This is a genomic window from Halomonas sp. GFAJ-1 (genome assembly GCF_000236625.2).
In the GTDB taxonomy this organism is placed as follows: domain Bacteria; phylum Pseudomonadota; class Gammaproteobacteria; order Pseudomonadales; family Halomonadaceae; genus Vreelandella.
In genome coordinates this window covers 49534-74577 of record NZ_AHBC01000051.1, presented here as the reverse complement: position 1 = coordinate 74577, position 25044 = coordinate 49534, and the positions used below count along the sequence as shown (strand labels likewise).

At 57.5% G+C, this 25044-nt stretch carries 22 protein-coding genes and 1 pseudogene; 16 read left to right on the top strand and 7 right to left on the bottom strand.

The window, feature by feature from the left end; genetic code table 11:
* Positions 1-8 precede the first annotated feature (8 nt).
* The gene (locus tag MOY_RS14465) at positions 9-494 is read left to right on the top strand and encodes a glutathione peroxidase (protein WP_009101133.1); all 486 of its coding nucleotides are present in this window, start codon (positions 9-11) and stop codon (positions 492-494) included.
* 19 nt (positions 495-513) lie between these two features.
* On the opposite strand, the gene MOY_RS14460 is transcribed toward MOY_RS14465, so the two are convergent.
* Positions 514-897 (bottom strand): DUF7079 family protein, encoded by a 384-nt coding sequence (locus MOY_RS14460; protein WP_009101131.1) that lies wholly within the window; start codon positions 895-897, stop codon positions 514-516.
* A 159-nt stretch (positions 898-1056) separates the two neighbouring features.
* Here MOY_RS14460 and fabV point away from each other — a divergent pair, with 159 nt between their 5' ends.
* The 10 genes from fabV (at position 1057) to MOY_RS14410 (ending at position 12407) form a co-directional block, all read left to right on the top strand.
* Complete coding sequence (gene fabV, locus MOY_RS14455; RefSeq protein ID WP_009101129.1) at positions 1057-2259, top strand: enoyl-ACP reductase FabV; 1203 nt, start codon at positions 1057-1059, stop codon at positions 2257-2259.
* A 69-nt stretch (positions 2260-2328) separates the two neighbouring features.
* Positions 2329-2544 (top strand): hypothetical protein, encoded by a 216-nt coding sequence (locus MOY_RS14450; protein WP_009101127.1) that lies wholly within the window; start codon positions 2329-2331, stop codon positions 2542-2544.
* A gap of 289 nt (positions 2545-2833) precedes the next feature.
* A complete protein-coding gene (locus MOY_RS14445) occupies positions 2834-3808 on the top strand; it encodes a GlxA family transcriptional regulator (protein WP_009101116.1) in 975 nt (324 codons plus the stop codon).
* A gap of 100 nt (positions 3809-3908) precedes the next feature.
* Complete coding sequence (locus tag MOY_RS14440; protein ID WP_009101114.1) at positions 3909-5123, top strand: aspartate aminotransferase family protein; 1215 nt, start codon at positions 3909-3911, stop codon at positions 5121-5123.
* A 35-nt stretch (positions 5124-5158) separates the two neighbouring features.
* On the top strand, positions 5159-6223 hold the full coding sequence (locus MOY_RS14435) for an arginine N-succinyltransferase (RefSeq protein WP_035540824.1): 1065 nt from the start codon (positions 5159-5161) through the stop codon (positions 6221-6223).
* Positions 6223-7254, top strand: a complete 1032-nt coding sequence (gene astA, locus MOY_RS14430; RefSeq protein WP_009101110.1) for an arginine N-succinyltransferase — start codon at positions 6223-6225, stop codon at positions 7252-7254. Before MOY_RS14435 ends, astA begins: the two co-directional genes overlap by 1 nt.
* Before the next feature lie 79 nt (positions 7255-7333).
* The gene (astD, locus tag MOY_RS14425; RefSeq protein ID WP_035540823.1) at positions 7334-8806 is read left to right on the top strand and encodes a succinylglutamate-semialdehyde dehydrogenase; all 1473 of its coding nucleotides are present in this window, start codon (positions 7334-7336) and stop codon (positions 8804-8806) included.
* Positions 8803-10161 (top strand): N-succinylarginine dihydrolase, encoded by a 1359-nt coding sequence (astB, locus tag MOY_RS14420; RefSeq protein ID WP_009101106.1) that lies wholly within the window; start codon positions 8803-8805, stop codon positions 10159-10161. Before astD ends, astB begins: the two co-directional genes overlap by 4 nt.
* Before the next feature lie 212 nt (positions 10162-10373).
* Positions 10374-11351, top strand: coding sequence for a DUF1852 domain-containing protein (locus tag MOY_RS14415; RefSeq protein ID WP_009101104.1), 978 nt, complete (start codon positions 10374-10376; stop codon positions 11349-11351).
* Positions 11352-11378: 27 nt separating this feature from the next.
* Positions 11379-12407, top strand: coding sequence for a methionine synthase (locus tag MOY_RS14410; protein WP_009101103.1), 1029 nt, complete (start codon positions 11379-11381; stop codon positions 12405-12407).
* Between the two features lie 38 nt (positions 12408-12445).
* On the opposite strand, the gene MOY_RS14405 is transcribed toward MOY_RS14410, so the two are convergent.
* On the bottom strand, positions 12446-13321 hold the full coding sequence (locus MOY_RS14405) for a CDP-alcohol phosphatidyltransferase family protein (protein WP_009101100.1): 876 nt from the start codon (positions 13319-13321) through the stop codon (positions 12446-12448).
* A gap of 212 nt (positions 13322-13533) precedes the next feature.
* Between MOY_RS14405 and MOY_RS14400 the strand changes: the two genes are divergently transcribed.
* From MOY_RS14400 to MOY_RS17605, 4 genes and pseudogenes are all read left to right on the top strand, one after another.
* Positions 13534-14514, top strand: a complete 981-nt coding sequence (locus tag MOY_RS14400; protein WP_009101099.1) for a zinc-dependent alcohol dehydrogenase — start codon at positions 13534-13536, stop codon at positions 14512-14514.
* A gap of 42 nt (positions 14515-14556) precedes the next feature.
* Positions 14557-14955 (top strand): 6-pyruvoyl trahydropterin synthase family protein, encoded by a 399-nt coding sequence (locus MOY_RS14395; protein ID WP_009101096.1) that lies wholly within the window; start codon positions 14557-14559, stop codon positions 14953-14955.
* Positions 14952-16907 (top strand): glycosyltransferase, encoded by a 1956-nt coding sequence (locus MOY_RS14390; protein WP_009101093.1) that lies wholly within the window; start codon positions 14952-14954, stop codon positions 16905-16907. Before MOY_RS14395 ends, MOY_RS14390 begins: the two co-directional genes overlap by 4 nt.
* Before the next feature lie 3 nt (positions 16908-16910).
* Positions 16911-17783 (top strand): annotated as a pseudogene (locus MOY_RS17605) (lysylphosphatidylglycerol synthase transmembrane domain-containing protein); the annotation flags it as partial.
* A gap of 105 nt (positions 17784-17888) precedes the next feature.
* On the opposite strand, the gene MOY_RS17600 reads toward MOY_RS17605, so the two are convergent.
* On the bottom strand, positions 17889-18521 hold the full coding sequence (locus MOY_RS17600) for a RibD family protein (protein WP_235803720.1): 633 nt from the start codon (positions 18519-18521) through the stop codon (positions 17889-17891).
* Positions 18522-18837: 316 nt separating this feature from the next.
* Between MOY_RS17600 and ribA the strand changes: the two genes are divergently transcribed.
* Positions 18838-19944 (top strand): GTP cyclohydrolase II RibA, encoded by a 1107-nt coding sequence (gene ribA / locus MOY_RS14380; protein WP_009101089.1) that lies wholly within the window; start codon positions 18838-18840, stop codon positions 19942-19944.
* 5 nt (positions 19945-19949) lie between these two features.
* Here ribA and MOY_RS14375 read toward each other — a convergent pair whose 3' ends face one another.
* Genes MOY_RS14375 through MOY_RS14360 form a run of 4 tightly spaced genes read right to left on the bottom strand, consistent with a single transcriptional unit; the run spans position 19950 to position 25030 of the window.
* Positions 19950-20729, bottom strand: a complete 780-nt coding sequence (locus tag MOY_RS14375; RefSeq protein ID WP_009101086.1) for a creatininase family protein — start codon at positions 20727-20729, stop codon at positions 19950-19952.
* Positions 20726-21538, bottom strand: a complete 813-nt coding sequence (locus MOY_RS14370; RefSeq protein WP_009101084.1) for an FkbM family methyltransferase — start codon at positions 21536-21538, stop codon at positions 20726-20728. The genes MOY_RS14375 and MOY_RS14370 overlap by 4 nt, the downstream gene beginning before the upstream one ends.
* Positions 21538-23508: a glucans biosynthesis glucosyltransferase MdoH gene (mdoH, locus tag MOY_RS14365; protein ID WP_009101082.1), complete on the bottom strand. Its 1971-nt coding sequence runs from the start codon at positions 23506-23508 to the stop codon at positions 21538-21540. Before mdoH ends, MOY_RS14370 begins: the two co-directional genes overlap by 1 nt.
* The gene (locus tag MOY_RS14360) at positions 23501-25030 is read right to left on the bottom strand and encodes a glucan biosynthesis protein (RefSeq protein ID WP_009101081.1); all 1530 of its coding nucleotides are present in this window, start codon (positions 25028-25030) and stop codon (positions 23501-23503) included. Before MOY_RS14360 ends, mdoH begins: the two co-directional genes overlap by 8 nt.
* Positions 25031-25044: the final 14 nt, after the last annotated feature.

The window sequence follows — 25044 nt, the reverse complement described above, 5'->3', positions numbered from 1 at the left end:
GCCTTGCGATGATGATTTATGATCAAGACTGCTATACCCACCAGGGTGAGCCGTTTAATTTACGCGCTTTGCGTGGGCAAGTATTGCTAGTGGTTAATGTGGCTAGCAAATGTGGCTTTACGCCGCAGCTAAAAGAGCTGGAGACGCTTTATACGCGCTACCGCGACCGTGGTTTTACGGTGCTTGGCTTCCCCTGTAATCAGTTTGGCAGGCAGTCACCGGAGAGCGCTGAAGATTTTTGCGCCTTCGGTGAGCAGCAGTTTGGGGTTAGTTTTCCGCTGATGGAGAAGGTCAACGTCAACGGCGGTAATGCCCACCCTCTGTTTGTGCTTCTTAAGCGGGAGGCGCCCGGTGTGATGGGAACCAAAATAATTAAATGGAACTTCACTAAATTTTTAGTAGGGCGAGATGGCCAAGTAATCGCCCGCTTTGGCCCTAAAGACCACGGCTTGCCGCTACGCTTAGCACTAGAAGCCGCGCTGGATAAAGCGTGAACGTCACTCGGCGGTGCGTTTAAAGCTCACCACGGGCCACCATCAAACGGCTCATTAATGCCTCCCAGCGGTGGCGAACCATCATGGTGGTTAAGGATGAAAATAGCGCCCAACTCTTGCGCCGCCAGCCTTTCAGCCGCAGGTTGTGGCTAACTAACTGTTTCATCAGTTTATAGTCATCAAACTGGCGCCACTCGCTGGCAACCGACAGCTGATGTCGAGACATAACCGGTGCCATTTCCAAGCGGAACATCCACTCAAGTTCTTTCAGTGACATATTGTGCTGTTGAATCACATCAATCATCTTGGCGTAGTCGCGCTCGCTGGGTTCACGGTCAAGCCAAAGTGGGGCCAGGGCAAGCCACAGGTCGCCGCGTTCATCGACTAGCTGCTGTGCATTCATGGGGAGTCTCGTCGGCAAGTGGTTAACAGGCCGCTATCCTGCCGCGATCGACAGAGAAGCTCAAGTGCGGACACAGCGCGCCGAGACGGCTAGAATAGCCTCACTAGCTGATGGCATTGCCATGTTGATAATGAAATCAATTTGATAAAGAGGTTCAACGTGATTATTAAACCTAAAGTGCGTGGTTTTATCTGTACGACGACTCACCCTGTAGGCTGCGAGCAGAACGTTCTGGAACAGATCGAAGCGACCCGCGCCCGTGGTTTAGATAAAAGTGCTGGCCCTAAGAAAGTACTGGTGATTGGCGCGTCCAGCGGCTACGGCTTAGCGGCTAGGATTACCGCTGCCTTTGGTTATGGTGCAGACACGCTGGGCGTGTTCTTTGAAAAGCCCAGCAGTGAGAAAAAAACCGGCACCGCAGGCTGGTACAACAGTGCTGCATTCGACAAATTTGCTAAGCAGGAAGGGCTCTACAGTAAATCAATCAACGGCGATGCGTTCTCACATGAGGCGCGGGAAAAAGCCATTGAGTTGATTAAGCAGGACATGGGGGAAATCGATCTAGTGGTCTACTCCCTTGCCTCGCCAGTGCGCAAACTGCCGGATACCGGTGAAGTTAAGCGCTCAAGCCTAAAGCCGATTGGCGATACCTACCGTGCAACGGCTATCGATACCAACAAAGACGTCATCATTGAAGCTGAAGTAGAGCCTGCCACCCAGCAAGAGATCGACGATACCATCACGGTGATGGGCGGCGAAGATTGGGAACTGTGGATGGAAGCCCTAGACCATGCCGGTGTGCTGGCAAAAGGCGCCCGCAGCGTGGCGTTTAGTTACATTGGCACTGAAATTACCTGGCCGATCTACTGGCATGGCGCGCTGGGCAAAGCCAAGGAAGACTTGGATCGCGCCGCCGCCGCCATTGATGCCAAGCTGCAAACAAGCGGTGGTGGTGCCAATGTAGCCGTGCTCAAGTCGGTGGTTACCCAGGCCAGTGCGGCCATTCCGGTCATGCCGCTATATATCGCCATGGTATACCGCATAATGAAAGAGCAGGGCCTGCACGAAGGCACCATCGACCAGCTTAACCGGCTGTTCGGCGAGTACCTTTATTCCCAGGCGGGCGATATGGCCACCGATGAGAAGGGCCGTTTGCGCCTGGACGATTGGGAGCTGCGCGATGACGTGCAACAAGCCTGTCAAGATCTGTGGTCAGACGTCACCACCGAAAACTTATTCGAAATTACCGACTATGCTGGTTATAAGCATGAGTTTTTGAAGCTATTTGGCTTTGAGCGTGATGATGTGGATTACGATGCTGATGTGAACCCTAACGTTGAGTTCGATGTCATTAGTTTATAAGTGGTGATGCGGTTGCGTTAGCTAGAGGTCGTCGCACTCACTTTTTCTACCGGAGGACAGGAGACGTTTATGGATACCAGGGAAAGTAAGACTCGGGAAGAAGAAAAAGAGCACGTATTGAATCAGCGCATACCAGAAGATTTTGAGAACGCTGAACCTCAGCGCCAGCCTGAGGCAAAGAAGTCTCCACGAGGGATGCATAAGCTGATTCCTCTGGTGATTATAGCCCTAGGGATAGTGGTGGCTGGGTTCTTAATTCTTGGAGCAGGTAACAGTGGAGGCTAATTTCTTCACTCTTCTCCTTTTCTAAATTGATTGCCGGACCTTGTGTCCGGCAATTTGCATTTCAGGGCCATTGCTGACATCTCGCCAACTTCATTTCAATATGTCTTGCTTCGTTTCAAGCGGCCACTCTCTTCACTTATTAGCCGTGCGACGCCTTTTTTTATATAGGGCCAACAGGCGCTTCCTTCATTGGTACAATTGGGTAAGATGCTTTTTAAATAGACAGTTAGCCAAGTATTAGACAGCTACTCAAGCCGACGGCGGTTTTTATGCAGCAAAACAGCTCACTATGTTCTCAAGCACGTTGACGCTATCTGGAAGTGAACGTAAACGGGTGGCCTTTGTGCTGCTGCCGGGGTTCTCGCTATTGGCCCATGCAAGCGCCATTGAGCCGCTGCAAATGGCTAACCAGTTGAGCGGGCAGATGCTGTATCAAACGGTCACGCTCAGTTTAAGCGATGAACCCGTGCGCAGCAGCGCGCAGCTTTCTATGCTAGCGCAGCACGCGCTAGGTGCACCGCTTGGGCCGCTGGATATGTTGCTGGTGTGTGCGCCCACGCCACTACCCTATGCGTTGCCCGCTAAGCTAAACGAGTGGCTGCGCAGTCATCAGGGAAGAGGTGTCGCTATCGGTGGGCTTGCTGGCGGTACCGAGGTGCTTGCCCGCTGTGGACTGTTAGAGGGCTACCGAGCGACGCTGCCCTGGCAGCGCTTTGATGCCTTTGCCCAGGCATACCCCCAGGTCACGCTTTCTCAGCAGCTGTTTGAAATTGATCGCGACCGCCTGACCTGCGCAGGCGGCACTGCCGCGATGGATATGATGCTCACGCTGATTGGCAAGCACCACGGCCCGCGTTTGGCGGAGCAGGTCTCCGAGCAGTTTGTCTGCGACCGTATTCGCCTAGCCGATGAGCGTCAGCACGTACCGCTGCGCAACCGCTTGGGCCACGCGCCCCAAAGTTTGGTGGATGCGGTCACGCTAATGGAAAGCAATATCGAAGAGCCGCTCTCGACGCTTGAACTCGCTGAGCATCTAGGCATTTCCCGACGTCAGTTAGAGCGTTTGTTCAAGAAATATCTTCAGGCGGTGCCCAGCCGCTACTACCTGGATTTACGCTTACAGGATGCCCGCAAGCAGCTAAGAGAGAGCGACCGCCCGGTGGGGGATATCGCCCTGATGACCGGGTTCTCCTCTGGCGCGCACTTTTCCACCGCTTATCGCAACCACTTTGGCATTACGCCGCGAGAAGAGCGGCTGGGTTAAGCGCAGCTTTTCATAATTTACCGTCCCAATACTGAAAGCAGGGCGCCCGCCGTGCCCCGTATACTGAATTCATCGCTTACTCCACTGGAGGTACTGTCCCATGAGCCACACCCCGAACCGTCAAGATTTCGACCATTACATGGCGCCCAACTACGCGCCGCAGCAGATTATTCCGGTACGAGGCGAGGGTAGCCGTTTGTGGGATCAAGAGGGCCGTGAGTACATCGACTTTGCCGGTGGCATCGCGGTGAACTCGCTGGGTCACTGCCATCCGGTGCTGGTGAATGCGTTAAAAGAGCAGGGCGAAAAGCTTTGGCACCTCTCTAACGTATTTACCAACGAGCCAGCGCTCAAACTGGCTAAAACCCTTACCAAGCGCACCTTCGCCGATAAAGTCTTTTTATGCTCCTCCGGCGGCGAAGCTAACGAAGCCGCACTGAAGCTGGCCCGCCGCTGGGCGGTAGACCACCACGGCGAGCATAAAGATAAAATCATCTCGTTCTACCAGTCGTTCCATGGCCGCACCTTCTTTACCGTGAGCGTAGGCGGCCAGCCCAAGTACTCCCAAGGCTTTGGGCCGGTACCGGGCGGCATCCTGCATGCCAATTTCAACGACCTGGAGAGCGTGCGTAAGCTCGTAGGCGACGACACCTGCGCCATTATGGTTGAGCCGATGCAGGGCGAGGGCGGCATCGTGCCCGCGACCCAGGAATTCCTGCAGGGCCTGCGCGATCTGTGTGACGAGCACAACGCGCTGCTGATATTCGATGAAGTGCAAACCGGCGTTGGCCGCAGTGGCGAGCTCTACGCCTATAAAAACTTCGGCATCACGCCAGACATTCTCACCAGCGCTAAATCGCTGGGCGGCGGCTTCCCGATTGGTGCCACGCTAACCACCGATGCCATCGCCAAATCGCTGGCCATCGGCACCCACGGTTCTACCTATGGCGGCAACGCGTTGGCATCCGCGGTAGCGCTTGCTGCGGTCGAGTTCATTGATACGCCGGAGGTGCTGCAGGGTGTCAAACATCGCCACGACCTGTTCCGCGAGCACCTGGAGACCATCAACCGCAAGTACGGCGTCTTTAAAGAGATTCGTGGCATGGGCATGCTGATGGGGGCGCAGATGTCAGATGCCTTCGAAGGCCGTGCCAAGGATATTCTGCCGCTGGCCATTGAGGAGGGCGTAATGGCGCTGATTGCTGGCCCCAACGTGCTGCGCATGGCGCCCTCGCTGGTGATTCCCGAGGAAGATATCGCCGAAGGCATGGCGCGCCTTGAACGTGCCATCGAGCGACTTGTTGCCAGCGCATGAGCAGGCAGCAAGATAAAAAAGAGGGGGCGTTAAACATGTTGGTAATCCGTCCGGTCACGCTGACTGACCTTCCCGCCTTAGAGCAACTGGCAGAGCACGCGGTGCCAAGGCTTACCAACCTGCCAGCCAACCGCGAACGCCTTGAGGAGCGCATTGTGCGCTCCCAGGAAGCGTTCTCAAGCGATATCGAGTTCCCTGGCAACGAGCATTATATGTTCGTCCTGGCAGATGATAGCCGCAACGAGGTGCTGGGCACGGCGACGATTCGCGCCCAGGCGGGGGCTGCCGAAGCTTACTACACCTACCGCCAAGAGACGCTAATTCACGCCTCCCAGCAGCTCAATGTGCGCCGCGAGGTGCAAACGCTGGCGCTCTCTCATGAAGCGTCGGATGCCACGCTGCTCTGCGCGCTGTCGCTCAACCCGCGCTATAAAGGCACCAGTGCGGAGAGCCTGCTGCGCCGGGCGCGGCTGATGTTTATCGCCCAGTACACGGAGCGCTTCTCGCGGATTTTGGCGGTCGCCTTCCCCGGCTATTTGGATAGCCATAACGAATCACCTTTTTGGGAGAGCGTCGGACGCCACTTTTTTGCCCGCAGCTTCCAAGAGATGAACCACATTGCGGGGGTGCGCTCAAAAAGCTTTATTGCCGAAGTGATGCCGCAGTTCCCGCTCTACTTACCGCTGCTAACACCCCAGGCCCGCGCCGCCATTGGTCGTGAGCACCCGGCCCATGAAGAAGCGCTGGCCGAAATGCTCGCCGAAGGCTTCGTGCGTTCGCGGCACGTGGATATTTTCGATGCAGGTCCCATTGTCAAAGCTGAGCGTGAGCGCCTGGAAACGTTTCGTAATGCCGCTTGGCACCCGGTGCGTGTGCGCCCTGAGCACGCGCTTCCAGATGCTGAGCCGGCTATGATTGCCAATCAGACGCTGGGCGATTTCCGCTGTATTGTGGCGCGCTATGCGCTCTCGCCCACTGGGCAGCTGATGCTCACCCCGCAGCATGCAGCGCGTTTGGGGGTGGAAGAGGGCCGTGCAGTGCTGGCCGCACCGCTAACCCTGCCAAGCGCGGACGATGCGCTCGATGAAGGAGAGATGTAATGCGCATTCGACCCATTGCCCGTGATGATCTGGATGGGCTCCAGGCGCTTGCGCAGCAGGCAGGCGTGGGGTTTACCTCGCTGCCGGATAACCGCGAGTTTTTGGCCGGTAAAATCGAATCCGCTGCTCGCGCTTTTGAAGAGCGCACCCCGGTAGACGACCGTCTTTATTTCTTCGTTCTTGAAGATGAAACCAACGGCGAGCTGGCAGGCTGCTGCGCCATTGAGGGCCAAGTAGGGCGCGAAGTGCCGTTCTATAACTACCGGCTCGGCACGCTGGCGCACTCCTCTGTGCAGCTGGATCTACACCGCACCATCGACACGCTTTTTTTAAGCTCTGATCATACCGGCGACGCCGAGGTGTGTTCGCTTTTTTTGCGCCCAGAATATCGCGGCGAGGCCAACAAACACCTGCGCAACGGGGCGCTGCTCTCCAAGGCGCGCTGGCTGTTTATTGCTCAGTTCCGCGACCGCTTTCCGCAGAAAGTGCTGGCCGAAATGCGCGGCGTGTTTGATGAAAACAACATTAGCCCCTTTTGGGAAAGCCTGGGGAAACACTTCTTCCCCATGGACTTCAACGAAGCCGACCGCTTAACCGGCTTGGGCCAGAAGAGCTTTATCGGCGAGCTGATGCCCAAGTTCCCGATCTACACCACGTTTATGTCGGAAGAGGCGCGAGCGTGTATTGGCCAGGTACACCGGCACACCCGCCCTGCGCTTGAAATGCTCAAAAAAGAGGGGCTGCGCTGGGAAGGCTACATCGACATCTTCGATGGAGGCCCCACCGTAGAAGCCTATATTGATGACGTGCGTGCCATTCGCAACTCGCAGCTTTATCAAGTGGAAGTCTCACCCAACGCATCGCAAGAGAGCGTTAGCCGCTGGCTGGCGGCATCTACCCAGATGCTCAGCTTTACCGCTAGCTGGATAGGTCGCGCGCCCGCCGATGCCAGCACGATAGTGCTCACCCCCGAAGAAGCCGAACGGCTAGGAGTATCTAGCGGCGATACCGTTCGCCTACTAGAAACCTAACGCCCGGCTCGCTAACAAAACGACTCGACAGAACAGACACGCAGGCTCAGTGAAGGAGAGCACGATGCACACCCAGAACATGCACGCCCAGCAGCAGCAATTGATCAACGGTGCCTGGGTAGTCGGCGACGCCGACGCCTTGACCAAGCAAGACCCCGTGGCGGGAACGCTGCTATGGCAAGGCGCAGCGGCCTCTAGCCGCCAGGTAGGCGCGGCGGTTGACGCAGCGCGTGCGGCATTCCCCCGCTGGGCACGCACCTCCTTTGCTGAACGCCAAGCGCTGGTAGAACGGTTTGTGGACGTGCTCAAGGCGCGTCAGGAAGACCTAGCCATTGCCATTGCCTCTGAAACTGGCAAGCCGCTATGGGAAGCACGCACCGAAGCCGGCGCGATGGTGGGTAAAATCGCGCTCTCCATCAAGGCGTACCACGAGCGCACCGGGGAGCGCGAAAAAGAGGTCGGCAGCGCCAAAGCGGTACTGCGACACCGCCCCCACGGCGTAATGGCGGTGTTTGGCCCTTATAACTTCCCCGGCCACCTGCCCAATGGCCATATGGTGCCTGCCTTGTTGGCAGGTAACACCGTGGTATTCAAGCCTAGCGACCAAACCCCGCTTACGGCGGATTTAACCCTGCAGTGCTGGTTAGAAGCCGGGCTGCCAGCCGGGGTGATCAACCTCGTGCAGGGTGGTGTCGCGGTTGGGCAGGCGCTCTCTGCTCATCCTGGTATCGATGGCCTGCTGTTTACCGGCAGCGCCAAGGTAGGCGGGATGTTGCAGCAGCAGTTCGCCGGGCAGCTGGATAAAATCCTTGCGCTGGAGTTAGGCGGCAATAACCCGCTGGTGGTGAAAGATGTGGAAGATGAGCGTGCGGCGGTGCTGACGATTCTGCAGTCGGCGTTTCTCTCTGGCGGGCAGCGCTGCACTTGTGCTCGCCGCCTGATGGTGCCCCAGGGCGAGATGGGCGACCGTCTAATCGACGCGCTTTCCGATGCTATTACCAGGCTATATGTGGCGGGACAGTTCGATGAAGAGCCCGCGCCGTTCTATGGCGGCTTGGTAAGCGTTGCCGCAGCCGATGGCCTGCTCAAAGCACAAGACGAGCTAGAAGCCATGGGCGGCACGGTCATTAACCGCATGCAGCGCTTGAAAGACAACACCAGCCTGTTAAGCCCAGCCCTGATCGACGTAACCGGCCTTGAGGTGCCCGACGAGGAGCACTTCGGCCCGCTGCTGAAAATCCACCGTTACAGTGACTGGGATGAAGCCTTAACGCTGGCCAACGATACCCGCTACGGCCTCTCTGCGGGTTTAATTGGCGGCGAAAAAGCCGACTGGGACGACTTCCTGCTGCGTATTCGTGCAGGCATTGTGAATTGGAACCGCCAGACCACCGGTGCCTCAGGCGATGCGCCCTTCGGCGGCGTTGGCGACAGCGGCAACCACCGCCCCAGCGCCTACTACGCGGCGGATTACTGCGCCTACCCGGTCGCCTCCATGGAAGCCGAGAGCCTGGAAATGCTGGAAACCCTGCCGCCGGGAGTTAACCTATGAGCGTGAACAGCATTCGAGAAGTCAACTTCGACGGCTTGGTAGGGCTTACCCATAACTACTCGGGTCTTGCCCACGGCAACGTGGCCTCCATGAGCCACGGTGGTTTGGTGTCTAACCCCAAAGAGGGCGCACTGCAGGGGCTGGCGAAGATGAAGTCGCTGATGGACGCAGGCTACGCTCAGGGTGTGCTGCCTCCTCAGCAGCGCCCAGACTTGGGTGCGCTGCGAGACTTAGGCTTTAGCGGCAGCAATAGCGAGATCCTCGCTCAAGCCGCGAAGCAAGCGCCGCAGCTGCTGCGGGCGGTATGTTCAGCCTCCAGCATGTGGACCGCTAACGCAGGCACGATTACCCCCAGCGTCGATGCACCAGATGGTCGGGTGCACTTCACTCCGGCCAACCTGCAGTCCAGTTTCCACCGCTACCTGGAGCCGAAAACTACTGGCCGGGTGCTGCAGGCGATTTTCCGCGATGAGCAGCGCTTCGCCCATCACCCGGTGCTGCCTGCCACGCCCGCGTTTTCTGATGAAGGGGCGGCTAACCACACTCGCCTGTGCGGTGAGTACGGCGAGCCCGGCGTTCATCTCTTCGTGTATGGCCGTCAGGCGTTTGGCGACGTGCGTAGCGGCGAGCGCGAACCCAAGCGCTATCCCGCCCGGCAAACCCTGGAAGCCAGCCAGGCTGTGGCCCGCCAGCACGGGCTGAGCGAGGCGCAAACAGTGTTCGCCCAGCAGCACCCGGACGCCATCGATGCCGGGGTGTTCCACAACGATGTGATTGCCGTGGGTAACGGCCCGGTGCTGCTCTACCACGAAATGGCGTTTCTTGATGAAGAGCGCACGCTGAACGAGCTTCGCGCCAAGATTAGCACGCCGCTGATTCCTGTGCGGGTGCCGGTAGAAGCCGTGAGCATGGAAGACGCGGTGGCATCGTACCTGTTCAACTCTCAGCTGCTCTCCAACCCAGACGGCACTATGACCCTGGTGGTACCCAGCGAGTGCCAAGAGCGCGAAGCCGTTTGGAACACGATTCAGAACTTCATCCTGGCGGGCAATAACCCGATCTGTGAAGTCATCGTCAAAGACGTGAAGCAGAGCATGCGCAACGGCGGCGGCCCCGCCTGCCTGCGCCTGCGGGTGGTGCTAACGGAAGCCGAGCGCGCTGCGCTGACTGGCCGCGTACTGCTCAACGACGCGCTCTATGACGACCTCACCGCCTGGGTGAGCCGCCACTACCGCGACCGCCTCACCGGTGAAGACCTTGCTGACCCCCAGCTCGCCACAGAAGTGCTCACCGCGCTAGATGAGCTGACTCAGCTGCTGAAAATCGGCCCGGTATACCCGTTCCAACAGGGCTGAATCCTCCGCGCAACAGCTCACCATGAACCAATTTCATGGTGAGTTGAAATAATATCGCTTTTCATTCATGTACATGGTCTGGCATAAAGAACGCATCCTCTTCGATGAATGTGGCGTTAACGCCTGTTCATCGAAACATCACACATGGCATCAAGCGCTGAGCTTCACCGCAGCGCTTACGCCAGTCTCGATCAATAGGGTGCTTGTTCGCGATGAGCTACGACTTCACATTCGATATCAAGAGCGTCCGGTTCGACGAAAACTACCGTCCTGCCGAGAGCACGCGTGCCACGACTAATTTCGCTAACCTAGCGAGAGGGCAGCGCTGCCAAGAAAACCTGCGTAACGCGCTGACCATGATCAACAACCGTTTCAATACCCTGGCGCATTGGGATAACCCCAAGGCGGATCGTTACACCGTCGAGCTGGATATCATCACCGGCGAGCTGAACGTGGCGGCAGCGGGCGATGCCTTTCCTGCGATTGAGATGCTGCAGACGACCATCATCGACCAGCATCTCGACAAGCGCATCGAGGGCATGATGGGAAATAACTTCTCCTCCTACGTTCGCGACTACGATTTCAGCGTGTGGCTTTCGGAGCACAACAAAGGCCGGACGGAGTTTGGTATCCCCGAGGGGTTTGGCGATCTTCACGGCAAGTTGTTCAAGCGTTTCGTCGACTCTGAGGCGTATCGAGCCCTCTCACGCAAGGCTCCGGTGATCTGCCTCAGTGTTTCTAGCAACAAGGTGTATCGCCAAACGGAAAATCGTCATCCCGTATTGGGTGTCGAGTACGTGAACGACGCGTCCTCGTTGACGGATTTCTACTTTGCCAAAATGGGCCTGCAGGTGCGGTACTTCATGCCACCCCATAGCGTAGCGCCGCTGGCGTTCTACTTCTCCGGTGATTTGCTGGCCGACTACAGTGACCTCGAACTGATCAGCGCCATCAGCACAATGGAGACGTTTCAGAAGATTTACCGCCCCGAGATCTACAACGCCAATTCGGTGGCAGGCAAGGTCTACCAACCCCATTTGAAGCACCAGGACTACTCGCTAACCCGTATCGAGTACGACCGAGAAGAACGCAGCCAACTTGCCGTCGAGCAGGGTAAGTTCACCGAGCGGTATTTCATCGAGCCTTTCCGCCATGTGCTTGAGCGATGGTCAGCAGATTACGCCCTTTGATCAACCTTTTATCGAGAAAACCTATTGATGAAAACATTATTGCCCACATCGACGGCCGGTAGCCTACCCAAGCCCACCTGGTTGGCCCAGCCTGAGACGCTTTGGTCTCCCTGGAAACTGCAGGGTGATGAGCTGGCCGAAGGCAAGCGGGATGCACTGCGCGTGTGTTTACACGATCAGCGGCAGGCAGGCATCGATATCGTCAGCGACGGCGAGCAGACCCGCCAGCACTTTGTGACGACCTTCATCGAGCACCTCGGCGGCGTCGATTTCGAGCAGCGCAAGACCGTCAAAATACGCGATCGCTACGAGGCCAGCGTTCCTTCGGTGGTCGGCCCTGTGTCGCGGGAGAAGCCAGTGTTTGTTGATGACGCTAAATTCCTGCGTCAGCAAACCGACCAGCCCATTAAATGGGCGCTGCCGGGACCTATGACCATGGTCGATACGCTCTACGATGGCCATTACAAGAGCCGTGAAAAACTCGCCTGGGAATTTGCCAAAATTCTCAACCAGGAAGCTCGCGACCTAGCGGCGGCGGGGGTAGATATCATCCAGTTCGATGAGCCTGCCTTCAACGTCTTCTTCGATGAGGTGAACGACTGGGGTATCGCTGCTCTGGAAAAAGCCATCGAAGGGGTCGCCTGCGAGACCGGCGTGCATATCTGCTATGGCTACGGCATCAAAGCCAACACCGATTGGAAGAAGACCCTGGGCTCGGAGTGGCGTCAATACGAGGAAATCTTCCCCAAACTGCAGGCGTCGAACATCGACATCGTCTCGCTGGAGTGCCAGAACTCCCATGTGCCCATGGAGCTGATCGAACTGATTCGCGGCAAAAAGGTGATGGTTGGAGCCATCGACGTAGCCACCCACACGGTCGAAACCCCAGAGCAAGTCGCCGACACGCTGCGCAAGGCGCTTAAATTCGTCGATGCCGACAAGCTTTACCCTTGCACCAACTGCGGTATGACGCCCCTGCCGCGTAAAGTGGCACAAGGCAAGCTGAAGGCGTTGAGTGAAGGCGCTGCGATTGTGCGGCAGGAACTCACCCGGTAGTCCACTCGGCGAGCCCGGCAGCAGTTGTTCGGGCTTGTTTACCGCCCTCCTGTTGTCGGCGGCGTTACGTGGTCCGAGTTCGTAGGTTTGCCCTCCGGGGATGCACGGCTTGTTGTCGCCTTATCAACCAAGCGCTGTTTATACAGCCACCACACGTCAACACCAAATGAGTAGGCCAGCGTGATCAGTGCGCTGAGTGCAAGTAAGAAGGTGGCGAAAGAAGAAGTAAGTGGCGTTAAGGCCAGTAGCAGCGCGGCCACTTGCCAAACGCATACGGCCTTGCGGCGGAAACTGGCGAATAGTGGCTGACGAAGCCATGGTAGTGGCCCGCTAGCCGCGACAAACAAGTAACGCATCCCGCCTATGATGAGTACCCATGCGCCTAGTGTGGGCTCAAGGGTTAATAACCCCACGCAGAGCAGCATAATCAGCAGGGCATCTAGCTCCATATCAAAGCGGGCGCCAAAAGCAGAGTGACTTTGGGTGCGCCTAGCAATCCAGCCATCTACCCCGTCTAACGCCAGCGCGATCACCGCAATGGCCAACCACTGCCACAGCCCAGCAATAAAGGCATTGCCCACTAACCCACCTGCAACAACCGCCACCAGGGCGGCTCTCGCTAGCGTGACGCGGTTTGCCCAACCCAGCTGGCCGTGGGGCCAAAAAACCAGCGTTAATAGGCTTATACAAGCGTAGAAGCCATAGGCCACTGCCCAGTGCGCTGGGCTAGCCATCAATGCCGGTAGTCCACTGCCCACTATCAACAGCAGAATGCCGCCGAGCACTAATTCCGCGGCGCTGTATAGCCGTTTGGGCAGTGAGTAATAAGGGGCATTGAAGGAGAAACGCATGGCTACTCGCAGAGCGGCGCGTTTAGCCGCAGTGAAAAATAAATGATGCAACTGTTTTTCCATGTACCATTCTTGTATACGGTGGTAGAACTGTCCATATTAAGAATCAACGTTGTGAGCGGCTTTACCTTTTTAGGCCATCCTAATGCTTAACTAGCATTAATCGCTCCATTTTTTTTCTGCGCTAAGCTGTAGAAGAGTCATGCAACGGCGCGTTAGTTTTCAAAGCGCTGGGGTAAAGGATGGAATAAGCGCTTCAGTCATAAGGAAATGTTATGTCGGTGCCTGATACTGCTACCGCCTTTTGGGTTACTCGCGAAGCCTTTGGCGAGCTAAAGCATGAACCGTTAACGTCTCCAGGTGAGAGCGAGCTCCTCGTTCGTGCGCTTTACAGCGGCGTTAGCAGGGGCACGGAGTCCCTGGTATTTAACGCCCGTGTGCCTGAAAGCGAGTACGCGCGTATGCGTGCGCCTTTTCAAACCGGTGATTTCCCTACGCCTGTTAAGTATGGCTACTGCAGCGTAGGGCGCGTCGCGCAGGGTCCACAAGAACTGCTGAATAAAACGGTTTTTTGCCTTTACCCCCACCAAAACCACTACGTGGTACCCGCGGATGCGGTGTTGGTATTACCAGAGCAGGTGCCTGCTTACCGCGCGGTGTTAGCGGCCAATATGGAAACCGCGATTAACGGCGTTTGGGATGCAAATCCGATGCTCGGCGAGCGGGTTTGTGTGGTGGGGGCTGGGGTCGTTGGCGCTTTGGTCGCGTACCTGTGCGCGCAAATCCCTGGTGTCGATATGCGTTTAATCGATATTAATCCAGCCCGTGAGGCGCTTGCCGCTCAGTTAGGCGTGGCGTTTTGTACGCCTGAACATGCTCCTACGGATCAAGACTGTGTGATTCATGCCAGCGGCCATCCCGATGGTCTACGTCTAGGGCTTAGCTTAGTAGGCAACGAAGGACGTGTGATTGAAATGAGCTGGTTCGGCAAAGGGGATGTGGCGTTACCGCTGGGCGGTGCTTTTCACTCCCAGCGGCTAACGCTAAGAGCCAGCCAGGTTGGACAGCTGCCCGCTGTCTTACAGCCCCGCTGGGATTACCGCCGCCGCTTAACGCTGGCCTTAAGTTTACTCACCGATCAGCGGCTGGATGCGCTGATTAGCGGTGAAAGTGATTTCGCTGACTTTCCTGCCATCGCACCGCAGCTATTTGGCCCCGGCAGTACCGCACTTTGTCACCGTATTCGCTATCCATAGCCGTCTTTTGATACACGTTTTCTATTGATAACAGGAGCATCTATGTACCGTTTATGCGTTCGTGATCACTTTATGATCGCCCACAGCTTTAAAGGTGAGATTTTTGGCCCTGCCCAGCGCACCCATGGCGCCACGTATGTGGTGGATGTGGTGTTTCAGCGCCCGGAGCTTGATCAGGACGGGCTGGTGATCGATATCGGCCTCGCCAGCGAAACAGTCAAAGAGGTATTGGCGAACTATAACTTTCAAAATTTGGATGAGGTGAGCGAATTTAAGGGGCGCAACACCACCACAGAATTTATGGCTAAAGTGATTTTTGACCAGCTGGCCGCTGCGATTAGCACGGGCAAAATGGGCACTACCGCCCAGGGGCTAACCCACATGGAGATTAAACTGCACGAGTCTCATGTGGCTTGGGCAAGCTATGAAGGCGCGCTATGAGCCAACGTTTGGCGCTGATAGTCGCCGGTGAGCCGGGCCAGCTGACGGGTGGCTACATCTACGACGCGCAGATAGTCTCAGCGCTGCGTGGTCAAGGTTTTACTATTGATGTGATGGGATTGCCGGGCCGTTTCCCCGATGCGGATGACACAGCTTCCCAGGCGCTTGGCGCCGCGTTAGCGGCGCAGCCCAACGGCGCGAAGGTGATTATCGATGGTTTGGCGATGGGAGCATTGCCGGAGGTGGTGGGTAAACACGCCCATCGGCTGGAGATTACCGCACTACTGCACCACCCCTTAGGAGACGAACAGGGGCTTAGCCGCGAGGCTCAGCAGCGCTTTCACCTTAGTGAGTTAGCCGGTATAGCAAGCGTTGCTAGAGTGATTGTGACCAGCCAGTTTACTGCACGTCGCTTAGGTGAACTTGCCAAGCACTATGGGCAGCCCCTCAGCGCGCCCATTAGCGTGGTAGAGCCTGGCGTGGCGCCTGCGCCGATCAGCCCAGCGGCAGCGCCTGATGAGCCTATTCGACTGCTGTGTGTAGCAACCCTTACCCCACGCAAAGGGCAGGACATATTGGTAAAAGCACTGGCAGGTGTCAGTGCCGTTAATTGGCAATGCGACTGCTATGGCGGCGCCCGAGATGCGGAATTTACCCGCCGGGTACAGCAGCTTATTGATGAGAATGGGCTTGCAGGTCGTGTAGTGATCCATGGGGAGTGCGATCCGGCCAACTTGGAAGCAGCGTATCAGCGTGCCCACGCGTTGGTATTGCCCTCCTGGTATGAGGGCTACGGCATGGTCGTCACCGAAGCCCTGGCCCATGGTCTACCCGTGATTACCACCACCGGAGGCGCCCTAAAAGATACGCTGCCGGAAGGGGCGGGCTTAAGCGTTGCACCTGGCGATGTTGAAGCACTGCAAGAGGCGTTACACAATTTTTGCCAAGGTGCAGCACTTCGCACTGAGCTACGTGCCGGCGCTGCGAAAGCGCGAGGCAACGTAAATGATTGGCAAACCGCCGGGGCTATCTTTGCGGATGCGCTGCAGTGTCCGCCGTCGTTGTTGGCAGCGGGCAGCCAGTTTCAGGCGGACTGGCTAACGCTGCGCGAAAGTGTTGATGCCAATGCGCGCAGTCAGAAGCTTACCCAAGCAGCCGCTACTTGGCTTGCCAACGATGTAAATAATGCGTCCCCTGACCAAGAACACGCAGCCACCATTGCAGACTTAGGCTGTGGTCGGGGCAGTAATACGCAGTTTCTGGCGCCCCAGTTACCCAGTAAGCAGCACTGGATGCTGTTTGACCACGATGCTGACTTACTCAAGGAGGCACGCGAGCGAGCGGTAGCGCTGCGCGATGCCAAGGGGCAGCCTGTATCCATAGAGAGCTACTGCGTATCGCTCACCAGTTTTGAACACCCGGCCATTGCTAAGGCGCGTTTGGTGACGGCCTCTGCGCTGCTAGACCTTGTCTCCCGGGAGTGGATAGAAGCGCTGGTTAGCCAGTGTGTGACGCATCGCCAAGGCGTGCTCGTGGCGATGAGCGTCACTGGCGCATGGTGCTTTACCGATCCACAGCTAACCCCCATAGAGAACGACGAAGACCGCTGGGTGCTTGCCCTGTTCAATGCCCATCAGCAGCGCGATAAGGGGCTGGGTGCTGCCTTAGGTGGCGATGCCCATGGTGCGTTGGTTGATGCCTTTAAACAGCAGGGCTACCGGGTGAGTGAGGCGGACACGCCGTGGCAGCTTACGTCAAACGACCCCGTCGTGCGGCCGCTAATGCACGCGCTGATTGCCGGGTGGGCAGAAGCAGCCACCGAACAAGCACCTGAAGCAGCAGCACGCATCAGCCAATGGCGCGACAGTCGCCAACAGGCGGTTAATGAGGGCAGGGTGGGTGCTTGGGTTGGCCACCGCGATCTGCTGGCGCTGCCAGCGGATGGGGCATAGCCCATGAGGGTCAGGCGCACTTTACGCACCCCCTGGGTACAACGTGGGCTAATGAGCCTGGGGCTGCTGGTGGCCATTGTGCTTTGGGTAGAGCCTGGGGCGGTGATTGCCGAAGTACAGCGCTTTTCTTTTGGTTGGATGGCGCTGGCGCTGATAGTGAGCGTGGTGCAGGTCATGCTGAGCGCTTGGCGCTGGAAGTTTACGGCTGGGTTGGTGGGGGTGCCGCTGCGTTTTGGTTATGCCCTGCGTGAGTACTATCTGGCGCTACTGGTTAACCAGCTGCTGCCCGGTGGGGTGCTGGGAGATGCGGGGCGCGCCCATCGCCATGCAGGGCAAGCGGCTTCCAAAGGGAGCGCATGGCGCGCGGTCGTCATTGAGCGCGCGTCAGGTCAGGTCGCGGTTGCACTACTCACGTTACTCGCTCTGCTTTCATCGCCCCTATGGCACGCGGCATTGGGTACGCGGCGACTGCTGAGCATTGTGATTGGCGTAGCACTGTTGGTAGCAGCCGCCGTCGCTATTGCGGTATGGCTGCGGCGCACCTCGCGCATTGCATTGCCAGCGTGGAGTGTCGTTTTTGGGCAGGAAATATGCCGCAGTTTGCTCAAGCGGCAGGTATGGCCGTGGCAGCTTCTTTCGTCGTTAACCATCGTGTTTAGCTATGGGGTGGTGATGGTTTGTGCCGCTCGGGCGATTGGTGTTGAGCTCGCAGCGGTGGATATTCTAGCGCTGGCGCCGGTGCTGCTGCTGGCGATGCTGGTACCGCTTTCGATTGCTGGTTGGGGACTGCGTGAAGGGGCGGCGGCGGGCGTTTGGGTATTGGTTGGCCTGCCGTCAGCGCAAGGCGTTGCCGTTTCGCTGGCGTATGGCGTGCTTGTACTGCTCTCTAGCCTGCCTGGCATCTGGGTAGCACTTGCTAAACGGGCTAAGGCAACGCCAGCCTCTTCGCCGGCGTCCGCGACTTCTACGCCAACGGCGGCTTCAAACGCCTCCGCGGCGCCTGGGCAGTTGAACGTCAAACAGCGTGTCATCTCCACACCGGAACGTACGCATCGCCGGGCGCAGGGCGCTTTCCAAGGTATCAATAGGTGTCATTTGCAGGCCGGGCCTGCCGGAGCCAATCAGCAGCGGCGCCACCAGCAGGTGCAGACGCTCGACCGTGCCTGCTTCAATAAACTGCGAGACGGTGATGCCGCCCCCTTCAACCAACACCCGCGTAAGGCCGCGCTGCGCCAGCAGGGATATGACATCACGGGGGATGAACTGCCCGTGGTTATTAAGCGGCAGCACGCAGTGCTCGGCGTTGCTTGTGCCAGTGCTAACGTCCGGCCCGGTGATATGCAGCGTGGGCGCGGTATCCGTGGTGAACAGCAAATGCTCGGCGGGTACTCGGCCTCTTGGGTCAATGACCACCCGCACGGGGTGCTTGCCGGTGATATGGCGCACGGTGAGCTGGGGGTTATCAGCGGCTGCCGTTCCCGCGCCCACCACCACGGCGTCAGCCAATGCCCGCAGGCGGTGCAAGTGCACCAAACTCTCGAAGCCGTTGATGTAGTGGGAATGGCCGCTTTCCGTGGCAATTCGCCCATCAAGGCTTTGCCCCAGTTGAGCCATTACCCAGCACGATTGGGCTGCCAGCGGCGTGAGGCAGTCCAACAGGTCGCGGACGGTATCGGTCACCTCCGCTTGGCTTTGCCACCCACTTTGATTAAGCGTGATGTTAGCGCTAGAGGGCAGGCTATGGCGTATCGCCAACAACCACTGCCACGCGGTATCACTATCGATGCTGCCATTGGCATGGGCAGAGGGTTGACCACTGCTGGAATTGGGCATGACGCCTCCCTACAAACCGTATCACTTCATCATGCGGGGCCATATTGCCCAGCGCAAGCGAACTTTGCCCGTTATAAAAGGCAACCTGGAGGCCTACATGTATCACATTGAACGCGCCATTTTTGATATTCGTCGCGGTCTGCCGGTAGTGGTGAACACCAGTGAGCAGCGTCTGCTGGTGCAAGCGTTAGAAGGCAGTGCATCGGTTGACAGCTTGGCTGCATTATCGGGTTCGCGCCCAGCGTTGGTGCTAACACGCCACCGACTTGAGGCGATGGGAATGGCATTAACAGCGGATGCCGCCTGTTTACCACTACCCAAGCACGTTAGTGAAGCTGATCTGCACCGGTTGGCGCTCTCTCAGGAGAGCACGCCGCTAACCCCTGCGCTGTTGAGTGGGCTGAAGCCTGCAGGCGTCGGTGAGCGTGGGGCGGTGGCGTTAATGCGCCGTGCGCTATTAGTCCCCGCGGCGCTGAGTGCCGAGGTAAGCGCGTCAGCGGCTGCGCGTATCGATCAACAGTTGGCCAACGGTGAGCTGTTGGAGGTTAACGCCCGGGACGCAGAGAAGTGCTTGGCGGGCGCCCCGGGTATGTTGAAGCGTGTTAGTGAGGCGCGCATCCCTTTGGAAGACGCGGCGGAAAGCCGCTTTGTGCTATTTCGGGAGCCTGACGGCCTGCGTGAGCATGTAGCGGTGGTGATTGGTCAGCCTGAACGCCTTTCAGGCGCGGTGCCGATGCGTATGCACTCTGCTTGTTTAACCGGTGATCTGTTTGGCAGTTTGCGCTGTGACTGCGGCGAGCAGCTGCGTAACGCCGTGGTTGATATTCAATCCATGGGCGGCGGTGTGCTGCTTTACTTAGCCCAAGAGGGGCGGGGCATTGGCCTGGCAAACAAGCTACGCGCTTATACGCTACAAGATGGCGGCCTGGACACAGTAGACGCTGACCAGGTTCTCGGCTTTGGTGATGACGAACGCCAATACGCGGTGGCGGTGGATATGCTTAACGCGCTGGACATCAACAAAGTGCAGCTATTAACTAACAACCCATTGAAAATGGCCGCCCTACGTGAAGGCGGCATTGAGGTGGTCTCTCGCCAAGCGCTTTATGGCAGCGTGACCGACCATAACCACCGCTATTTAAGCGCTAAAGCCAATCGTGCAGGACACTTTCTGGATGATGTGCTTGAGGGTCATGGTCGGTAACGGTGTTAACGTTGAGCAGTCAGTGGTGGCAAGTGGGCGGTTTCGGCCACCACTTGTGCCAGCTGTGCCGCGTAATGCTTGACCAGTCGCTCACCCAGCTCAGCATTGGCACCGGTGGCATCACCTGCAACGCCCTGGGCACTTAAATCTTTCGCAAGCCAGGCAAAAGCGGCGCTCCCTTCCGGGCTAACAAGGGCGCCGGACTCAGGCATGGCCGGTGGGGCTGGTTGATAGCCATCCAGCGTCACCAGTGATGGGGCCAAATAGTGCATCATCGCGGTTTCCAGCAGCCCACCATGCAGGCCATAGCGAAGCTCTTCTGGGTCAATGGCATCTTCTAGGGCGGGTAGTCGCGTATACGTGGCTTTTACCACCCGCATCGCAAACTGCTTTCTCAGTGTCAGTGCGGCAAGATCCATCACGGCTTTATTGCCCCCGTGGCTATTGATCAGCACCAGTTTTTGTATGCCCGCGCGGGCAATGCTTGCGCCATAAGCCTCTAGCGTGGCGATGGCGAGGGGAGCGGGAAGGCTGAGTGTTCCTGCAAAACCGGCGTGTTCATCACTAGCGCCTACGGCCATAGCCGGTAGGCAGAGCACATCGACCCTTGGGTCGATCATATCCAGCATGGCAGCCTGTAACCCTTCCCCAATGATCAGGTCGGTGCCTAACGGCAGGTGGGTCCCGTGCTGCTCAATGGCGCCGAGGGTCATGATCGCTACCGGGCTACCATTGGCGATAGCCGCCAGCCGTGGGGCGGTGAGGGTTTGCCAGTGATAAATCATTCGTGTTGTGACTCGTGATAGGAGAGGTTATTAGGTGCGTTCAGCAAAGGGTGGTCGCTCCGGCAGGCGTATAGGTCGCCAGAAGCCAGCCCGTCGGCGCCACTGTTTAGCCACTGGGTGATCGCTTCAGGCGACTGCCATGATTCCCAGCGGAACTTGCGCTGCTCACCGGCGATAGCATTGAAACGGTAATCGCCCAGGCGAGCAAGCTGTTCCATACAGGCATGGCTGACCTCTAATACACCGGCGACAAACTCCACCGACAGGGCGGCGACCGGGTGGGTAAGCCCCATGAGCACCTCAGCCTCAAAGCCTTCAACGTCAATCTTAATAAAGCTAGGTTCGCCATACGTCGCAATCAGTTGATCCAGCGTGGTGACCTCTACCCTGAGCTTCTCTTCCCACGCGATTTGACGAAAACCAGGGTTGCGCGTGCTTACCTGGCTGCGCCACTCGGTGGCAAGCGTCGATAGGGTAGGGTTGCCAACACTAATAGCGATATCTGCAAAGCCAGGCTGTGGGCCTGCGGCTAACGGCAGCAGCGTGATCCCTGGCTGGTTAACCAACCGCTTAAACCATTTGGCCAGTGCAGGCTGCGGCTCTAGCGCCACAACATGAGCTCCCAGTGCATGAAACGCTGCGCTGCGGTCGCCTAAATGGGCGCCAATATCAAACGCTACCGTTCCCGGCTGAATAAAAGGGCGGTAGAGGCGCTGTAAGCTGCGCTGCCTGCCTGGGCGCCAGTAGATAAAAAGCGAGCGCGCCACACCACTGGCACTGCGTAGCTGTTGAAAAAAAGCAGAGGGCATTAGTAACGCTCCTTAGCCGAGGGGGAGGCTGCTTTAGCGGGCTGGAGACGGTGCTGGTAAAACGATTGACATGGCATCTCGCCAGGTAACTCGCTAGGCGGTGGTTTCAATATGCCCGTGTGCACAGGGCGTTGACCAAGTGATTGATGGCTGAGGGCGGTGAGAGCTACAAAATCTGCTAAGAGCGGCGGCTTGATAACGGTACTGGGGGTGCGGAGTAAACCCTTATGGCTCACCGCACTGCCCCAGGTAGCGCTGCTGGTGTATTTGACGATGGGTACTGCCGCGATGAGCCCCAACCAAGCGGGCGTTAGCCAGCCAAACGCCGAAGGCGAAAAAAGCACCAGCATGCCTGCCCAAGCAGCGCCACCAAGCGTCATCCAACCTGCATGGTGCCAGCACTCTTTCCAGCTTAACGAACGCTCGCCCCGATGCTGGGTCTGCCAGTCAATGGCCCGTCCTATCAAGACATTCATAATAAACAGGCTATGCCACGCCATCATTAGCGGGGCGATTAAGGCCGCAAACAGAATCTCTAGCAAGGTGCTGGTAATAAGCCGCAGGCGCCCACCAAACCTGTGAGGACATTGCCAGCAGGTGAGTAAAAGGCCTAATAGCTTGGGGGCTACCAGCATGGCCAGCGTGACCGAGAGTAGTCCAAGGGAGAGTGCCTGAGGCAAAGGGTAGTGAGGCTGAGACTCCACGGCTTGATACCCTACCAGGATGCTGGTGCATACCAGAAGGCCAAGCCATATCAGCGAAGAGAGGTAGGCAAATGCGCCAAAAAAGAAGTGCAAACGGCTAATGAAATGAAAGCCTGCGCCGTTAAGGAGCCGCAAATGCTGTAGGTTGCCTTGCAGCCAGCGGCGGTCGCGTTTGGCAAAGTCGAGTAGATTGCTGGGCATAGCCTCAAAGCTATTATGCGAGGCGCTAACGGCAGGGTCATGGCGTGATACGGCGGTGGTGGCCATTGTATCCAGCAGCACTTGCCAGCCGCCGCGCTTAAGCAGCGCTGCTTCTACAAAATCATGGCTGAGCAGCTCACCACCCAAAGGCGGCTTACCTGAAAGGGGGGGTAGCCCTGCGTGGGCCATAAAAGCACGGGTACGAATAATCGCGTTGTGGCCCCAATAGTTAGCGGCATCGCCCTGCCAAAAGCTCTGCCCGGCCGCCAGCATGGGGCTATAAAGCGCCGATGCCAATTGGCTAAAGCGACCGAAGAGGGTGCGCTGCCCCACCGGTATCGGTACGGTTTGAATCAGGCCCACTTTGGGCTGGCGCTGCATGCGATCAATAAGATGTAAAAGCGTGGCGCCGCTCATCAGACTGTCGGCATCCAGCACTACTAGATAGTCGTAACGACGGCCCCAGCGGCGGCAAAATTCGGCAATATTGCCGGCTTTGCGACCAAGGTTATTAGGGCGGCGGCGATAGTGAACCTCTAGTTGTCCGTCAAGTCGCTGCTGTAGGGTCGCCACGTGGTCAGCCTCTTCTCGCGCTAGAGACTTATCCTGGGTATCACTCAGAATAAATACTTCAACGTGATCACCTATTACCGCTGCTGAGCCGAGGCTGTTCGCCTGATGCAGCAGCGAACGGCAGGTGGCCTCTAAACCAGCAATAGTGGGAATGGGGGGCTCTGCATAGATCGGCATGACCAGCGCTGTCCGGCCTGTCAGCTGTTTTGCATCCGAGGGCAAGAAAGGAACGCGGCGCAGGCTCAGCGGATCAAGGCGCAGCATGCAAAGCACAAAGCCACAGACGGCACCCCAGAAAGCAAGGGCAACCCAGCTAAAGGTCAACACAAATAACGTGAGCATCGCTATTTGCCAGCCCAGGGGCAGGTGAGTCACCACCTGCACCATGGCAGCGCTGCCTGCAATACTGGTAGCGACGACGATGATCGCAAAAAAAGCGCGACGGCATCTTAGCCAAGGGAGAGAGAGCATGGCCTCGCGGTTTTCAGGCATCGGGGTGCCATACGTAGTTCCAGGTTTCGCTGATTGGCGCGTCGTTCAGCAGTAGCCGAAGCCGGATATCATGAGGCGTGCTGTCAGCGGGAATCCTGAAACGGGCGCGCCAGCCACCTTCGGGTAGGGGGGTTACCTGGGGGAGCAGTATTTCTCCAGAAAGCGAGCTGATATCAAGCTCAACCGGCTGGTCAGGGCTGATCTCTTCAAGAACGCCGCCGTGGAAGTCGACAATAAACTGGCGCTGGTTGGCAGAGGGGGAGTCCTCTTGCCCCGGTACCGCGGCGTTGCCATGGCGGGTGCGCATGACCTGTCCTAGCGCGTGCTCATCTGGTTGAGTGTTTAGCGTATAGGTGCGGTAGTGCAGGCGGCGCGACTCACCGGCGTTTAACGCATCTTCAGCTACCCAGTAAGCGACAATGTTGTCGTGGGTTTCATCAGGGGTGGGTATTTCCACCAGTTCTACATGACCTGCACCCCAATTTTCCAGGGGTTCCACCCACTGGCTCGGGCGGCGGTGGTAGTGGGCTTCTAAATCTAGATAGCGGCTGAAATCTCTTTCCCGCTGCATTAAGCCAAACCCTGAGGGGGCGTTATCTAAAAAAGTAGAAACGCGCACGGCTGATGGGTTATCCAGCGGTCGCCAGATCCACTCATCGGCGCCGGTGTGAATCAGCAGCCCATCGGAGTCGTGAACCTGAGGGCGAAAATCATCTGGCGGTTCGGGGTTGATGTCTCCAAAGGCAAACATACTGGTTAAGGGCGCAACGCCAAGCTTTTCTACATCTTCCCGCGCGAACAGCGTGGCTTCTATCTCAGCCTGGGTGTTTTCACCGGGTTGGATAACAAACCGGTAAGCGCCACTGAGCGAAGGGCTATCCATTAGCGCGAGCAGCGTAAACGCACTGCTTTCTTCGTTGGGTTTATAAAGCCAGAACTCGCGGAACGCCGGAAACTCTTCACCCTTGCTGGATACGGTATCAATCGCCAGCCCCCGGGTAGATAGGCCGTATGCCTGGTCACGGCCAATCAAGCGAAAGTAGCTGGCACCCAGAAAAACGGCGAATTCGTCGGCATAGTCGTCGCTGTTAATCGGATAGTGCAAACGAAACCCTGCGTGGCCGCTGCCGGTTAGATCCTCTTCAAGCAGGTGGCTAGCTTGGTGGTCGTAGTTAAAATCATCCGTTGAAAAGGGCAGCGGAGACACATCGCCACTATCGACAATGTTAATGTTCACAGGGGTTTGAAATAAAAACCCGCTATGGAAAAGTTGAACTGAGAAAGGGCTTTCATCCCGCCAGTACGCCCGATCAGGGTTAAAGCGAATTTGCCGATAGTCGTCATAGCTCAACTCCTTAAGCGCGCTGGGCAGCGATTCTTCAGGTGCTTGATAGGGCGCATCGGCGAGTGCTTGGGCGCGCTCGATAACGTGATTGAACACCTCGTCATCATTGGCGGTGGCAGGAAGAGCAATCAAGCAGCTTAACGACAGTATGCACCTTGCTGTAAAACGGCCACCCATGAGCGAGATCCTTT

Bases quoted from the DNA above. Each gene is read 5' to 3' on its own strand.
- MOY_RS14465 (WP_009101133.1), top strand. From the start codon at position 9: ATGATGATTTATGATCAAGACTGCTATACCCACCAGGGTGAGCCGTTT.
- MOY_RS14460 (WP_009101131.1), bottom strand. From the start codon at position 897: ATGAATGCACAGCAGCTAGTCGATGAACGCGGCGACCTGTGGCTTGCC.
- MOY_RS14450 (WP_009101127.1), top strand. From the start codon at position 2,329: ATGGATACCAGGGAAAGTAAGACTCGGGAAGAAGAAAAAGAGCACGTA.
- MOY_RS14445 (WP_009101116.1), top strand. From the start codon at position 2,834: ATGTTCTCAAGCACGTTGACGCTATCTGGAAGTGAACGTAAACGGGTG.
- MOY_RS14440 (WP_009101114.1), top strand. From the start codon at position 3,909: ATGAGCCACACCCCGAACCGTCAAGATTTCGACCATTACATGGCGCCC.
- MOY_RS14435 (WP_035540824.1), top strand. From the start codon at position 5,159: ATGTTGGTAATCCGTCCGGTCACGCTGACTGACCTTCCCGCCTTAGAG.
- astA (WP_009101110.1), top strand. From the start codon at position 6,223: ATGCGCATTCGACCCATTGCCCGTGATGATCTGGATGGGCTCCAGGCG.
- astD (WP_035540823.1), top strand. From the start codon at position 7,334: ATGCACGCCCAGCAGCAGCAATTGATCAACGGTGCCTGGGTAGTCGGC.
- astB (WP_009101106.1), top strand. From the start codon at position 8,803: ATGAGCGTGAACAGCATTCGAGAAGTCAACTTCGACGGCTTGGTAGGG.
- MOY_RS14415 (WP_009101104.1), top strand. From the start codon at position 10,374: ATGAGCTACGACTTCACATTCGATATCAAGAGCGTCCGGTTCGACGAA.
- MOY_RS14410 (WP_009101103.1), top strand. From the start codon at position 11,379: ATGAAAACATTATTGCCCACATCGACGGCCGGTAGCCTACCCAAGCCC.
- MOY_RS14405 (WP_009101100.1), bottom strand. From the start codon at position 13,321: ATGGAAAAACAGTTGCATCATTTATTTTTCACTGCGGCTAAACGCGCC.
- MOY_RS14400 (WP_009101099.1), top strand. From the start codon at position 13,534: ATGTCGGTGCCTGATACTGCTACCGCCTTTTGGGTTACTCGCGAAGCC.
- MOY_RS14395 (WP_009101096.1), top strand. From the start codon at position 14,557: ATGTACCGTTTATGCGTTCGTGATCACTTTATGATCGCCCACAGCTTT.
- MOY_RS14390 (WP_009101093.1), top strand. From the start codon at position 14,952: ATGAGCCAACGTTTGGCGCTGATAGTCGCCGGTGAGCCGGGCCAGCTG.
- MOY_RS17600 (WP_235803720.1), bottom strand. From the start codon at position 18,521: ATGGCTCAACTGGGGCAAAGCCTTGATGGGCGAATTGCCACGGAAAGC.
- ribA (WP_009101089.1), top strand. From the start codon at position 18,838: ATGTATCACATTGAACGCGCCATTTTTGATATTCGTCGCGGTCTGCCG.
- MOY_RS14375 (WP_009101086.1), bottom strand. From the start codon at position 20,729: ATGATTTATCACTGGCAAACCCTCACCGCCCCACGGCTGGCGGCTATC.
- MOY_RS14370 (WP_009101084.1), bottom strand. From the start codon at position 21,538: ATGCCCTCTGCTTTTTTTCAACAGCTACGCAGTGCCAGTGGTGTGGCG.
- mdoH (WP_009101082.1), bottom strand. From the start codon at position 23,508: ATGCCTGAAAACCGCGAGGCCATGCTCTCTCTCCCTTGGCTAAGATGC.
- MOY_RS14360 (WP_009101081.1), bottom strand. From the start codon at position 25,030: ATGGGTGGCCGTTTTACAGCAAGGTGCATACTGTCGTTAAGCTGCTTG.